General features: G+C 71.2%; 11 protein-coding genes and 1 pseudogene. 8 read left to right on the plus strand and 4 right to left on the minus strand.

Annotated features, from left to right (window positions below):
- The first annotated feature begins 109 nt into the window (after window positions 1-109).
- The gene (locus tag ACFWP5_RS19135; RefSeq protein WP_384157387.1) at window positions 110-1,969 is read left to right on the plus strand and encodes an FUSC family protein; all 1,860 of its coding nucleotides are present in this window, start codon (window positions 110-112) and stop codon (window positions 1,967-1,969) included.
- 41 nt (window positions 1,970-2,010) lie between these two features.
- Here the strand turns inward: ACFWP5_RS19135 and ACFWP5_RS19140 are convergent, their stop codons facing one another.
- The gene (locus tag ACFWP5_RS19140; protein WP_384157390.1) at window positions 2,011-2,961 is read right to left on the minus strand and encodes an endonuclease/exonuclease/phosphatase family protein; all 951 of its coding nucleotides are present in this window, start codon (window positions 2,959-2,961) and stop codon (window positions 2,011-2,013) included.
- A 126-nt stretch (window positions 2,962-3,087) separates the two neighbouring features.
- Here ACFWP5_RS19140 and ACFWP5_RS19145 point away from each other — a divergent pair, with 126 nt between their 5' ends.
- The 4 genes from ACFWP5_RS19145 to ACFWP5_RS19160 all read left to right on the plus strand — a co-directional run bounded on the left by ACFWP5_RS19145 (window position 3,088) and on the right by ACFWP5_RS19160 (window position 6,846).
- Window positions 3,088-4,440, plus strand: a complete 1,353-nt coding sequence (locus ACFWP5_RS19145; protein WP_384157393.1) for an amidohydrolase — start codon at window positions 3,088-3,090, stop codon at window positions 4,438-4,440.
- Between the two features lie 22 nt (window positions 4,441-4,462).
- On the plus strand, window positions 4,463-5,644 hold the full coding sequence (locus ACFWP5_RS19150) for a cytochrome P450 (RefSeq protein WP_384157394.1): 1,182 nt from the start codon (window positions 4,463-4,465) through the stop codon (window positions 5,642-5,644).
- 154 nt (window positions 5,645-5,798) lie between these two features.
- Window positions 5,799-6,488 (plus strand): DUF899 domain-containing protein, encoded by a 690-nt coding sequence (locus tag ACFWP5_RS19155; protein ID WP_384157397.1) that lies wholly within the window; start codon window positions 5,799-5,801, stop codon window positions 6,486-6,488.
- A 175-nt stretch (window positions 6,489-6,663) separates the two neighbouring features.
- Entirely contained in the window at window positions 6,664-6,846 is a 183-nt protein-coding gene (locus ACFWP5_RS19160) for a hypothetical protein (RefSeq protein ID WP_329247566.1), read from the plus strand.
- A gap of 4 nt (window positions 6,847-6,850) precedes the next feature.
- Here the strand turns inward: ACFWP5_RS19160 and ACFWP5_RS19165 are convergent, their stop codons facing one another.
- The 3 genes and pseudogenes from ACFWP5_RS19165 to ACFWP5_RS19175 form a co-directional block, all read right to left on the minus strand.
- Entirely contained in the window at window positions 6,851-8,794 is a 1,944-nt protein-coding gene (locus tag ACFWP5_RS19165; RefSeq protein ID WP_384157401.1) for an ABC transporter ATP-binding protein, read from the minus strand.
- A 132-nt stretch (window positions 8,795-8,926) separates the two neighbouring features.
- Window positions 8,927-9,370: a hypothetical protein gene (locus tag ACFWP5_RS19170; RefSeq protein WP_384157404.1), complete on the minus strand. Its 444-nt coding sequence runs from the start codon at window positions 9,368-9,370 to the stop codon at window positions 8,927-8,929.
- A 356-nt stretch (window positions 9,371-9,726) separates the two neighbouring features.
- Window positions 9,727-10,341 (minus strand): annotated as a pseudogene (locus ACFWP5_RS19175) (ATP-binding protein); the annotation flags it as partial.
- A 345-nt stretch (window positions 10,342-10,686) separates the two neighbouring features.
- On the opposite strand from ACFWP5_RS19175, the gene ACFWP5_RS19180 reads away from it, so the two are divergent.
- The 3 genes from ACFWP5_RS19180 to ACFWP5_RS19190 all read left to right on the plus strand — a co-directional run bounded on the left by ACFWP5_RS19180 (window position 10,687) and on the right by ACFWP5_RS19190 (window position 12,737).
- Window positions 10,687-11,547: a helix-turn-helix domain-containing protein gene (locus tag ACFWP5_RS19180; protein ID WP_384157408.1), complete on the plus strand. Its 861-nt coding sequence runs from the start codon at window positions 10,687-10,689 to the stop codon at window positions 11,545-11,547.
- Window positions 11,548-11,802, plus strand: coding sequence for a DUF397 domain-containing protein (locus ACFWP5_RS19185; protein ID WP_019060458.1), 255 nt, complete (start codon window positions 11,548-11,550; stop codon window positions 11,800-11,802). It abuts the gene before it with no gap.
- Window positions 11,803-11,906: 104 nt separating this feature from the next.
- Entirely contained in the window at window positions 11,907-12,737 is an 831-nt protein-coding gene (locus ACFWP5_RS19190) for an SAM-dependent methyltransferase (protein WP_384157411.1), read from the plus strand.
- Window positions 12,738-12,852 lie beyond the last annotated feature (115 nt).

The following is a 12,852-nucleotide window of genomic DNA, read 5'->3' on the forward strand; positions in this document are numbered from 1 at the left end:
CCACGGCTACCACCCCAGCCGCCTGCACCAGCTTCAGCACCCGCTCCAGCTACCGCCCCGGCCACCGTCGCCCGAAGGCACACCCCGCCCTCGTCAAGACAGGAGCCCTGTGTCCCGTCGTACCGACGCGTTCTCGCTTCCGCCCTGGCTCGCCCACACGCTCCGTGCCCAGCGCGGGCCGGTTCCCTGGAGCGCGGTCACACGAGGGGCGCTGGCCGCCGGGCCGCTGCTGATGACGGCCGTGCTTGTCGGGCGTACGTCTCTCGGGGTGCTGGCCGCGCTCGGGGCCATGCTCGCCGGGATCAACGACCGGCCCGGCAGTCGGCGGGCCTCGGTCAAGCGGCTCGGTGGGCCCGCGCTCGCGGGATCGGCGGGGCTGCTGATCGGGACGTATGCCGGGGAGCATGTCGGGGCCGTCCTGCTCACGCTGCTTCTCACCGGGATCGGGCTGGTCGCCGGCGGGTTCAGTGCCATCGGGCCCGTCGCGTCCGGGGCTGGTACCCAACTCCTCGTCGCCTCCGCCATCGGCGCCGGCATGCCCCTGCCCGAACCCGGGTGGCAGCGGGCCCTCGCCTTCCTCGCCGGGGCCGCGTGGCTGGTCCTGCTGCGGCTGGCGCTGCCGACGCCCGGTGCCCTCGCCGGTGACTACCGGTTCGACGGCGAGCGGGACGCCGTAGCCGCCGTGTACGACGCGATCGCCGCGCTGCTCGACGCCAGTGGTGGGGCGGAGGCGACGGGGCGGCGCGCGGCGCTGACCGCCGCGCTCGATCACGCGCAGGACGCGCTCGCCGGGCCTCGGCTGCGGCGGTACGCCAGTTCGGCGGCCGAGCGACGGCTGCACGGGCAGTACGCCGCCGCGCTGCCGTTGGCCGAGGCCGCGACCGCGATCGCCTGGGCCGGGGAGGCGGTGTCGGCCCGGGCGGGCGAAGGGCCCCGGCGCCTCGCCGCCGCCGTGCGCGACAACGCGCACACCGGGCCGCTGCCCGCGCCCAACCGTTCCGCGCCCGCGCTGCGCGCCCTCGACGACGCGCTGCTGCACGCCGCCGATGCCTTCGACCAGGCGGAGGGGAGCGATCTGCATGCGCGGCGAAGGACCGTAACCTCCTTGTTCCGTACGGCCTTTGGGGCCGGGGGGCGGGAGTACGGGCTGCGGGTCGCGCTCTGTTTCGGGGCCAGTGTCGCCGTCGCTCAGGCGTTGCACCAGGCCCGTTGGTACGGGCAGCACGAGCACTGGTACTGGCTGCCCGCCACCGCCGTCTTCCTCGTCAAGCCCGACCTCGGACCGCTCGCCTCGCGGGCGCTGAGCCGGGCGGCGGGGACCGTGCTGGGGGCGCTTGTCTTCGCCGGGTTCGCCGCCGTGCTGCCCCGACCCGAGGGGCTTGTCGCGCTCGTGGCCCTCAGCGGTGCGCTGATCCCCGTCGCCACCCGGCACTTCGCCGCGCAGACCGCCGTCGTCACCGTCCTTGTGCTCTCCCTCGTGATGGTCGGCGGGGAACCGCAGGCCTCCGCCAGCCGCATCGGCGAGACGCTGCTGGCCTGCGCGATCGTGCTGATCGTCGGGCATCTGCCGATGCCGGGGGAGCGCGGCGGGGGCGTACGCGCCCGGCTCGCGGCCGCGGGCGCCGCCGCGCACGCCTACCTCGTACACGTACTGAGCGAGTCCGACGACCGCGCCGAGCGCTGGACCCTGCGCCGCGAGGCCTACCGCACGCTCGCCGAGGCCCGCGGCGCCATCGCCGTCTCGGCCGCCGAACTCCCCGCCCTCGCCCGGCACACGGAGGGCACGGACGAGGTCGCGGCCGTCCTCGAACGGCTCGTGGACACGACCACCGCCTGCGCCGTCCATCTCGACGACGCGGGGCGGCTCACGTCCCACCACATCGAGCAACTCACCGAGTTGTTGGAGGAGTTCGAGCGGGGGCGGGGACGGGTCGGCCTGCGCGCCATCGAACTGCCCATCGCCGTATAGCCACTTCACCTATATAGGGGATTACTTCCCTACATAGGGAGCTACTCCACCCGCACCCACACCGGCGCGTGATCCGACCCCGGCGCCTCCCGCCGCGCCGCCGGATTCGGGCCCACCGACGGCAGCCGCAACGTTCCCTCACCGGGCAGTCCCGTTCCCGCCGCCGTCACCCGGTGGACCAGGTGATGACTGACCAGGATGTGGTCGATCAGCTCGCGGCGCCCGGAGTTGATCCGGGAGTAGCGCTGGTCGGCGGGGATCAGCGGGGCCACGTCCCACAGGCGGACCGCGTCGCCCTGGTCGGCCCGGTCGTAGCCCGGCGTACCGATCTCCGAGCCGGGCGGGCCGAGCAGGATCTGGGTGGTCGCGGCCTGCACCTCGTCGTTCATGTCACCGAGCACGGCCACGTCCCGGGTACGGCCCTCACCGGCGAGCAGTCCGTCGGCCAGCGCGCGCAGGGTCGCCGCCTCGGCGGCCCGGCGGTAGAGGGCGTAGGCGCCGTAGCGGGCCCGTTCGCCCTCGTCGTGGGGGAAGAAACGGCCGCCCGGGTAGGTCAGCAGCTTCGACTTGAGATGGGCGACCGCCACCGTCAGCGGGCCGGTCCCCGTCGCGACCTGCACCGCCAGGAGACCCCGGCCCGCGCCCGGTTCCTCGGCGCCCGAGTCGTCGGACTGCACCGGGCGGAGATGGGCCGGGAACGCGTTCGTATCCGCGATGACCTGCGGTTCCGTACGGCTGAGGAAGCCGACCCGGATGCCCCGGACGTCCGGATGCGCGGACAGGGCGGTGTGCCACTCACCGTCCAGCATCCCGGCCAGGTCGTCGAGCGCCGCCGGGTCCCCGACCTCCTGGACGCCGAGCAGCACCGGGTCCAGTTCCGTGATCACGGCGGCGAGGGAGGCGAGCTTCGTCTCGTAGGTGGCCTTGTCCTTGGGACCGGATGGACCGCCGGGGCGGTACAGGTTCTCCAGATTCCAGGTGCCGAGGAGCATGCGGGCCCCTTCCAGAAGCCTTGGTCGTGCCGCAAGCGTGCTGGTCCGGGACGGCTCGCGACAGTGCCACGCCAGGATGCGCGGTTCGGCTCACGCGAGGCGAGGACGGCGTCGTACGTTGGGAGAGTGAGCGACTCTCCTGCCGATCTGCTGATCACCGGCTGCACCGTCCTCGTCCACGACGACCAGGAGCGCATCGGCTTCGAGGAGGACGCCGCGATCGTCGTACGGGACGGGCTCGTCGAGTCCGTCGGCGGTGCGGCGGAGGTCGCGGGTCTGGCCGCCGTCGAACGCGTCGACGCGCGCGGGCAGATCGCCCTGCCGGGGCTGGTCAACTGCCACACCCACGCGCCGATGGTCGCGCTGCGCGGGCTCGCCGAGGATCTGCCCACGGAGGAGTGGTTCAACGACGTCGTCTGGTCCGTCGAGTCCAACCTCACTGAGAAAGACGTGGAGTTGGGGGCGCGGCTCGCCTGCGCCGAGATGATCCGCGCCGGGGTCACCTGCTTCGCCGACCACTACTTCTCCATGGACACGGTCGCCGCCGTGGTCGCCGAGTGCGGGATCCGCGCCCATCTCGGCGAGGCCTACTTCTCCTCCCAGGGTCCTCAAGGCCGGGAGAAATCACTGGAGTTCGCGCTACGGCACCGGGGCGCCGCCGACGGCCGCATCACCACCGCTCTCGCCCCGCACGCCCCCTACACGGTGACCGACGCCGACCTCACCGCTACCGCCCAACTTGCCCTGGAACACGGCCTCCCCGTCCACATCCACGCCGCCGAGAACCGCGACCAGACCGACACCAGCCTCTCCCGCCACGGCGTCACCCCCATCGAAGTCCTCGACCGCACCGGCCTGTTGGCCACCGACCTGCTCATCGCCCACGGCACCGGCATCATCGACCGCGATCTCCCCGTCCTGGAGCGCGCGAGCGGCCGTACGGCAGTCGCCACCGCGCCCCGGGGATACCTCAAGTTCGCCTGGCCGGACACCACTCCGATCCGTGCCCTGCGGGCCATCGGCATCCCGGTCGGGCTCGCCACGGACGGCGCCGCCTCCAACAACTCCCTCGACGTGTGGGAGTCGATGGCCCTCACGTCGTTGGTGCAGAAGTCGACCGAGGGCGATCCGCGGTGGCTGACGTCCCGTCAAGCGCTGCATCACGCCACCCTCCAGAGTGCGCGGGCGGTCGGACTGGGTGACTCGATCGGGTCCATCGCACCGGGGCGCCGGGCCGACATCATCCTCGTCGACCTCACCGGGCCGCACACCCGGCCCGTCCACGATCTCGCCGCGACCCTCGTGCACAGCGCCCGTTCCTCCGACGTCCGCACCACGATCGTCGACGGCCGCGTCCTGATGCGCGACCGCGAGCTGCTCACCCTCGATGTGCCCGCCGTCGTACGGGAGTTGGAGGACCGGCTGCCCGCCCTCGTGGACCGGAGTCACGGTCGGCGGATCCAGGAATACGACACCTGAGCCGCGCCTCTAGGCTGTTCCCATGGATCTCGCGGACGGCCTTCTCGACCACCCGTACGACGTGTACCGGCGCCTGCGCGACAGCGCACCCGTGCACCGCATCGCCGGCCCCGACGGCACCCCCGCCTGGCTCGTCACCCGGTACGACGACGTACGGGCGGCGCTGGCCGACCCGCGGCTCTCGCTGGACAAGAGGCATGCCACGGCCGGGACTTACAAGGGGTTCTCGCTGCCGCCCGCGCTCGACGCGAACCTCCTCAACATGGACCCGCCGGACCACACCCGCATCCGCCGCCTGGTCGGCCGCGCCTTCACCCCGCGCCGAACCGAGCAGCTCCGTACGCCCATCCGGCGCACCGCCGACCAACTCCTCGACGCGCTGGGGGAGAAGGGCGACACCGACCTCATCGCCTCCTATGCCGCGCCCCTCCCCATCACCGTCATCTGCGACCTGCTCGGCGTGCCCGCCGGCCACCGCCGGGACTTCCGGGTGTGGACCGACACGCTCGTCGCGCCCGCCCCCGGGACGCCGCCCGAGGCCGGCAAGCACGCGGTCGTCGCGATGCTCGGCTTCTTCACCCAACTCCTCGCCGACAAAAGGGAAGAGCCCGGTGACGACCTCCTCTCCGACCTGATCGCCGTACGCGACGAGGGCGACCGGCTCAGCGAGGACGAGCTGATGTCCCTCGCCTTCCTCATCCTCTTCGCCGGGTACGAGAACACCGTCCAGCTCATCGGCAACGCCGTGCTCGCCCTGCTGCAACACCCCGAGCAGTTGGCCGCGTTGCGCCAGGACCCCGCCCAACTCCCCGCGGCCGTAGAAGAGTTCCTGCGTTACGAAGGGCCCGCGCTGCTCGCCATCCGGCGCTTCCCCGTCGAGGACGTCACCATCGGCGGGGTGACCATTCCCGCCGGTGAGACGGTCTGGGTGTCCGCGTCCGCCGCGAACCGCGACCCGGACCGCTTCCCCGACCCCGACCGGCTCGACCTCGCCCGCGACACCTCCGGGCACCTCGCGCTCGGCCACGGCATCCACTACTGCCTGGGCGCGCCGCTCGCCCGTGCCGAGACGGAGATCGCGCTGGCCGCGCTGCTGGAGCGGTTCCCGCGGCTGGAGCTGGGGGAGGGCGAGGTGCGGTGGCGGCCTTCGCTGCGGGCGCGGGGACTGCTCGCGCTTCCGGTGACGTACGCGAAGAACTCCTGAGACCTCCCTCAGACCTCCTGAGACCTCCTGAGACCTCCTCAGACCTCCGAAGAACGTCTCCTGAAGTTTTTTCGGGCTTTTCCCGGGACGGCGATGAGTTCCCGTCCTTCCTCCGGTCCACCCCTCAACGGACCGTTGTCACAGGAGGGCCCCCATGTCGCTTCCGGAGATCGTCTCGCGTGCGCAGTGGCGCGCGGCGCGCGAGGAACTGCTGGTCAAGGAGAAGGCGGCCACGCGCGCGCGTGACGCGCTCAATGCCGAGCGGCGCGGGCTGCCCATGGTGGAGATCGACAAGGAGTACCTCTTCGAGGGCGGCGACGGGAAGGCCACCCTGCTCGACCTCTTCGAGGGGCGCGGCCAACTCGTCGTCTACCACTTCATGTTCGCGCCCGAGTGGGACGCGGGCTGCCGCAGCTGCTCGGCGTTCCTCGACCAGATCGGGCATCTGGCCCATCTGAAGGTGCGCGGTACGACGTTCGCCGCCGTGTCGAGGGCGCCGTACACCAAGATCCTTCCGTTCAAGGCGCGGATGGGGTGGACGCTGCCCTGGTACTCGTCCAACGGCGGGGACTTCAACGGGGACTTCGAGGTCACGTTCGACGGGGACAGGGGACTCGTCGAGCGGCCCGGTGTCAGTTGCTTCCTGCGGGACCGCGACCGGGTGTTCCACACCTACTCGACCTATGAGCGCGGGCTCGACGGGCTCGGCTCGACCACCACCTTCCTGGATCTGACCGCACTGGGGCGACAGGAGGAGTGGGAGGAACCCAAGGGGCGCGCGTCGGCACTCGGGGCGCCTGCGGGCAGTGAGCGGATCCGGTATCACGACGAGTACGAGGAATGATGCGGAGAGTGTGTGGATTGATGCGGAAAGTGACCTAAACCGACAGAACCTGAGAGTCCGCTCACACTCGACGGTGAACGAGTGTCAACTACGTCTCAGTACCGTCACTTCGCGAGGCGTTCACCCCCCTGTTGGCGTTTAACTCTATGAGGACAGCGCGACATGGAGGTAAAGGGTGAACGGGCGAATGGTGCTTGAGCGCTTCCCCGCCGGCGGGCCGCGTGGCTCGTGGCCGGCGGAGGAGTTCGCGCAGGCGCGCCGTCTGGAGGGCCTGCAGGCTGAGGTCGTCATGGACATCGCGACCGACGCGTTCCTGGTGATCGTGCGCAGCGGCGACGTCGTGGACGTCGCCGCCTGAGAGGTCAGCCCGCCTTCGGGGCGGGCACCTTCACCGTGAACTGGTCCGCCTGGAGCGCGTACAGCTCCGCGTACACACCGCCGCTCGCGAGCAGCTCGTCGGGCGTCCCGGACTCCACCAGCCGCCCCTGATCGAGGACGTGCACCAGATCCGCGTGGCGTACGGACGCCAGCCGGTGCGTGATCAGCACGACCGTCTGCCCGGTGCCCGCCAGCGCGCGGATCTTCTCGAAGACCTCCAGCTCGGCCCGGGCGTCGAGGGCCGCCGTCGGCTCGTCCACGATCAGGATGCGACCCCGCCGGTAGGCGGCCCGCGCGATCCCGAGCCGCTGCCACTGGCCGCCCGACAGCTCGTGCCCGCCGCTGAAGTTGCGGGCCAGCAGCGTGTCCAGGCCGCGCGGCAGATCCGCGATCACGTCCTGCGCACCGGCCTCGGCGACGGCAGCGGCCAGCCGCTCCTCGGTGATCGGCGCCGCGGAGCGCCCGACGGCCACGTTGACGCGGGCGGTGAACGGCCAGCGCTTGAAGTTCTGCGCCACCATCGCGATCCGGTCGGCGAGTTGCTGCCGGTCGGCGCCCGCCGCGTCGACGCCGTCCCACAGGATCCGGCCCCGGTCCGGCCGGTACAGCCCCGCCAGCAGCTTGACCAGGGTCGTCTTGCCGGAGCCGTTCTCGCCGACCAGCGCGATGATCCGGCCCAGCGGCAGGGCGAGCGTGACATCGTCGAGCGCGGGGTGGGTGGCCTCGCCCGGGTAGCTGAACGTGACGTTCTCGAAGCGGATCTCCCGCGGCTCCTCGGGCAGCGCCGCGCCGCCGACCGGGATCGCCCACTCGGTCGCCTCCTTGTACAGCTTCTGCAGATCGCCCACGAACAGGGCCTCCTCGTGCAGCTGGTTCACCGCCAGGACGAGGGTGTCGAGGCTCGCGGAACCGGTGCGGATCGCGATCACCGCCGTACCCGCCACCGAGAGCGCCATCGCACCGGACAGCAGCAGCCCGCCCAGCGTCGCGTACGTCGCCGCCGTCGCCAGGCCCGTCCAGGTCGCCGCGATCAGCCCCGTACGGGCCGTGAGCCGTGCCAGCCGGGCCTGTTCCGCCTCCGCGCTCTCCGACATCTCGTGGAAGTGGTGCAGCAGGAACGGTCCGACGCCGTGCACGCGGATCTCCGGGGCCGCCTCCGGTTCGGTGAGCAGGGAGCCGATGAGGCGGCCGGCGCGGACGTGCTGGACCCAGGTGTGGAACGACTCGTAGTGGCGCCGCGCGTTCGTCAGCGCGCCCCACGCGCTCGGCACCGTCATCGTCGCCAGCAGCGGGAGCAGCGCCGGGTGCAGCACGGTCAGGACGCCCGCCGCCGCGATCAGGGAGATCAGCGCGTTCATGACGTTCGTCGCGTACGAGATCATGCGGCGGGCCGACATGGCGCCGTACTGCGCGGTGTCCAGCAGCTTGTGGAACGCGTGGTCCTCGATCGCGGACAGCTCCACGGCCGCCGCCCGCTCCAGGTACAGCTCGGTGGCGACCCGCTCGACCTTCGGTTCCAGACGCCCGGTCGCATACGTCGACGCGGCCCGCAGCAGCGCGCCCACCAGCATCACGGCGGCCATGATGACCAGCGCGGGGACGGCACCGCGCAGCCGGTCCGCGATGGCACCGCCGGTGATCAGCCGCCCCAGCACACTGTTGACCGCGAGCAGACTCACCGCCTGCGTGGCGCCCCGGCATGCCTCGGCGGCCAGCACGACGCGCGCGGCCCGCGGATCGGCCTGCCAGGCCAGCCGGAAACTGGACCTCAGCATCGCCGGCAACCGCGTCACCATGGACCGGAAGCTCAGCTCCAGGAACGCGTCGTTGTGCTGGCTCCACCCCGTGTCGTACCGCAAGGGCCCACCGAAGAGCAGCTGCTCCGACGCGGACGGCTCCCCTGGCCCCGAGTCACCCTTGCTTCCCACCGTCGACCTCCCCCGATCGTGGACGAACGGCCACTATCGCGGGGTGGGAGGGTTCGGGGGAGAGCGCGGGAGGGAGGGGCCGGGACGCGCGGGCGTACGCCGTGGGGAGGAGGAGGGTGGGGTGGTGGCAGGTTACGCGCTGATGGGGCGAGACCACGACGGCGTAGTCCCCGTGACCCGGCACACCGCGAGGTACAGCGGGATCGGCGGCGTATACGGCAGCTTGCCGTCCGGCTTGTGGATGAGGCCGGGGGCGCGCGGGGAGTCCGGGACCAGCGCGCCGGTGGTGTAGCGCGCCGGGGCGGGCCAGTCCAGGGCGTAGTCCGAGTCGGACGGAACGATCCACCACCAATGCGCCTCGTCGGCGTAGACACAGCCGACGCGCGGCAGGCGGGGCAGGACCAGCGGTCCGAAACGGGCGGGCACCGCCACGGCGTCACAGCCCAGCGGAGCCGTCATGCCCTCGGGGACGGCCAGTCGGCGGGGCGTACCGGGACCGTGCAGCGCACGCCCCAGACGGACCAGCGTGTCGAGACTGAGCACCTGGCCGGGACGAGACACGCCGCTCACACCCATTCGACCCCCGTACCGAAGTCCCCGAAGCCGCGGGTGTCCCCGGGCCCACGGGAATCCGCGAACCCGCCGGATCCCCCGGTGTCCGCGGAGTCCGGGAGGTCGCCGGCGTCCTGGTGACCCCGGCCCCTGAAGAGACCGGTGGTCTCCTGACCGAGGCCCCCGAAGTGGCCCGCGCCCTCCCGGCCTCGCGTACCGGAGCCGGCCCCGCTTGCGAGGCCACCCCCGGTCTCGTGCGCCCGGCTCCCGAAGCCGCCGAGGTCCAGACCTCCGAAGTCGCCGGCACCCCCATGCCCGCCGGAGGCACCCCCATGCCCCCGCCCCGGAAATACGCCCAGATCCTCGAATGCCCCGAAGTGTGCCGTCGCCTCGTCCTCGTCGCCCGTACCGCCCGACGGACCCGGCTTGGGTCGTGCGCCCCAGCCCAGATCGTTGCGCGGTACGGAACTGTCGTGGCCGGGGGCCGGGTGGTGGTCCTGCGCCGGGTCCGCCTGCCGTGGCAGGTCGGCCCAGACCAGCAGGCCGGGACCGTGTTCCTGAGCGCCCCAGGCCCGGCACAGCCCGTCGATGAGAAGCAGTCCCCTCCCGTGCTCCTCATCGGGCCGCTGCGGGGACGGATGAGGTTCGCCGGGGGCACAGCCCTCGTCACGGACGGCTATCCGCACCAGGTCGTCGCCATCGTGCAGCTCGCAGACTATGTGGCTGCTCGCGGTGTGCACGATCGCGTTGGTGACCAGCTCGGAGACGACCAGTACCGCCGTGTCGCAGGTGTCCTCACAGACGGACCAGCCGGACAGCCGGGCCCGCGTCAGGCGTCTCGCCTGGGCCGGGGAACCCGGATGTGCGGCCAGCTCGAACCGGAACCGGCGCTCGGCAGCGGCCCCACCAGGGACGGCTCCCGCGGCGGCACCGAGACCGAGGAGGCCTGCGGCGGCGTCTGTTCCTAAGGGCGCGGACGGAATCACGCTTGCCACTATCGCCCCGCCGTGAACACTTGGCAAGTGTCACTATGAATAATGCAGAGTGCCGTATGACGGTCTGGACGGTCGTGGCACACTGCTCGCAACAGAAAGTCGCGCGGCGCCAGTTGGGATCTCCGGAGGTCTGTCCCGATCTTCGAATGAGTCTTCGAATGGCGCCGCAGGGCTGTCAGGATTCGGTTCGCCGGGATCGGTACGCCGGGCCGGGATCGGTTCGTCGGTCCGTGAGAACCCTTTCAACGGACTGTACGGACGCATGCGCTGTCAGTACTCATCACGCAGCTGTCAGGACTTGTCGCTCAGCTGTCAGGACTCGTCACTCATTCGTGGAGGTGGAGCGTGAGCGAGCCGCGGTCCGCACCGACGGTCGGCCAGGTCGTCCTCGGCCGGCGCCTGCTGGACCTGCGGGAACGCGCGGGGCTCAAGCGCGAGGAGGCCGCCCGCGTCCTCCGCGTCGCACCCGCCACGGTCCGCCGTATGGAGATGGCGGAGGTCTCCCTCAAGATCCCGTACCTTCAGTTCCTCCTGAAGTCCTACGGCGTCTCCGACGAGGAGGCCGAGGCCTTCGTCCAGCTCGCGGAGGAGGCCAACCGGCCCGGCTGGTGGCAGCGCTTCCACGACATCCTGCCCGGCTGGTTCTCGATGCACGTCAGCCTGGAGGGCGCGGCCGCGCTCATCCGGTCGTACGAACCGCACTTCGTACCCGGACTCCTGCAGACCGAGGACTACGCGCGCGGTGTGCTGAAGTCCGGTGCCATCGGCCAGACCGAGCCCGACGACATCGAGCGCCATGTCGCGCTGCGCATGCAGCGCCAGGACCTGCTCACCCGTCCCGACGCGCCCCGTTTCTGGGTCGTCATGGACGAGACCGCCCTGCGCCGCCCGGTCGGCGGCCCGGAGGTGATGCGTGCCCAGATCGACAAGCTGCTCGACGCCACGAAGCTGCCCAACGTGACCCTGCAGGTCGCCCCGTTCTCCTCGGGGCCGCACCCGGGCACGTTCGGGCCCTTCGTGCTGTTCCGATTTGCCATGTCAGAACTGCCGGACATGGTCTACAGCGAGTACCTGACCGGCGCCGTCTATCTGGACGCGCGCGAAGAGGTGGGGACCCATCTCGAGGTCATGGACCGCATGGCGGCGCAGGCCGCTACGGCACATCGCACGAAGGAGATCCTCAAGGATCTCCGCAAGGAGCTGTGAATGGATCGCATCAAGCCGCGTATGAGCGTCTACAACGGTATGCCCGCGCGGGACTTGGGAAGCGAAGGCTGGCACAAGCCGTGGAGCGGTGGCAACGGCGGCAACTGCCTGGAGGCGATGAAGCTCGCCGACGGCCGGATCGCCGTCCGTCAGTCCACCGACCCGGACGGGCCTGCCCTTATCTACACGACCGACGAGATGACGGCCTTCATCGAGGGGGCGAAAGCGGGCGAGGCGGATTTCCTGCTCTCCTGACGGACCTGTGCTGAATGCTTTTTCCTTCCCGAACCTCCTTAATTTGGTACTGACTTGATCACATATTGCCGCACCACCCTCTGTACGACCTTATGGAGCACGCCATGACCGTGCGGCCCACCGACAAGATCGACAAGACCGACAAGACGCACGAGATCGACACCAGCAGGCCTCACCCCGCCCGCATGTACGACTGGTACCTCGGCGGCAAGGACAACCACCCCGTCGACGAGGAGATGGGCCGCCAGATGCTCGCCCTCGACCCGAGGGTGCCGGTCATGGCACGTGTCAACCGCGCGTTCATGCACCGGGCCACACGCTGGCTCACCGAGCACGGCGTACGGCAGTTCCTGGACATCGGCACCGGTATCCCGACCGAGCCGAACCTGCACCAGGTCGCGCAGGGCATCGCGCCCGACGCCCGTGTCGTCTACTGCGACAACGACCCGATCGTGCTGGCCCATTCGGCGGCCCTGCTGCGCGGCACACCCGAGGGTGCGACCGAGTACCTGCGGGCCGACGTGCGCGAGCCCGATGCCGTCATCGAGGGCGCGCGAGCGGTCCTCGACTTCACCCGGCCCGTCGCCCTGTCCCTCGTCGCGCTGCTGCACTTCGTCCCCGACGAGGACGGCGCGCACGAGCTGGTCGACGGTCTGCTGTCCCAACTCCCCACCGGCAGCTACCTGATGATGACCCACGCCACCGCCGACTTCACCCCGGAGGAGTCGACGGCGGCGGTCGAGAAGCTCACGGCGGCGGGCATCACCCTGGCCCTCCGCTCCCGCACCGGCTTCGCCCGCTTCTTCGACGGCCTCGACCTGGTCGAGCCGGGGGTGGCGGTGGTCGACCGGTGGCATCCGGAACTGGGCGATCCGGTGCCGGGGCAGGACGACGGGGTGATGCCGGGGTACGGGGCGGTGGGGCGCAAGCCCTGAGGTCGGTCCTGCTTCGGATCTTGCTTCGCGTCCGGTTGCGGGACTTGCTTCGCGTCCGGTTTCGGGTCCGGTTTCGGAACCACGACAGCATGCGTCGTGGCGCGTCCACCAGTCG

The sequence above is a fragment of the Streptomyces sp. NPDC058469 genome (assembly GCF_042721125.1).
Taxonomy (GTDB): Bacteria; Actinomycetota; Actinomycetes; order Streptomycetales; family Streptomycetaceae; genus Streptomyces.

What these genes read in the sequence shown, in the direction of transcription:
- ACFWP5_RS19140 (WP_384157390.1), bottom strand. Translation starts at nt 2,961, where the DNA reads ATGCTCCTCGGCACCTGGAATCTGGAGAACCTGTACCGCCCCGGCGGT.
- ACFWP5_RS19150 (WP_384157394.1), top strand. Translation starts at nt 4,463, where the DNA reads ATGGATCTCGCGGACGGCCTTCTCGACCACCCGTACGACGTGTACCGG.
- ACFWP5_RS19155 (WP_384157397.1), top strand. Translation starts at nt 5,799, where the DNA reads ATGTCGCTTCCGGAGATCGTCTCGCGTGCGCAGTGGCGCGCGGCGCGC.
- ACFWP5_RS19170 (WP_384157404.1), bottom strand. Translation starts at nt 9,370, where the DNA reads ATGGGTGTGAGCGGCGTGTCTCGTCCCGGCCAGGTGCTCAGTCTCGAC.
- ACFWP5_RS19185 (WP_019060458.1), top strand. Translation starts at nt 11,548, where the DNA reads ATGGATCGCATCAAGCCGCGTATGAGCGTCTACAACGGTATGCCCGCG.
- ACFWP5_RS19190 (WP_384157411.1), top strand. Translation starts at nt 11,907, where the DNA reads ATGACCGTGCGGCCCACCGACAAGATCGACAAGACCGACAAGACGCAC.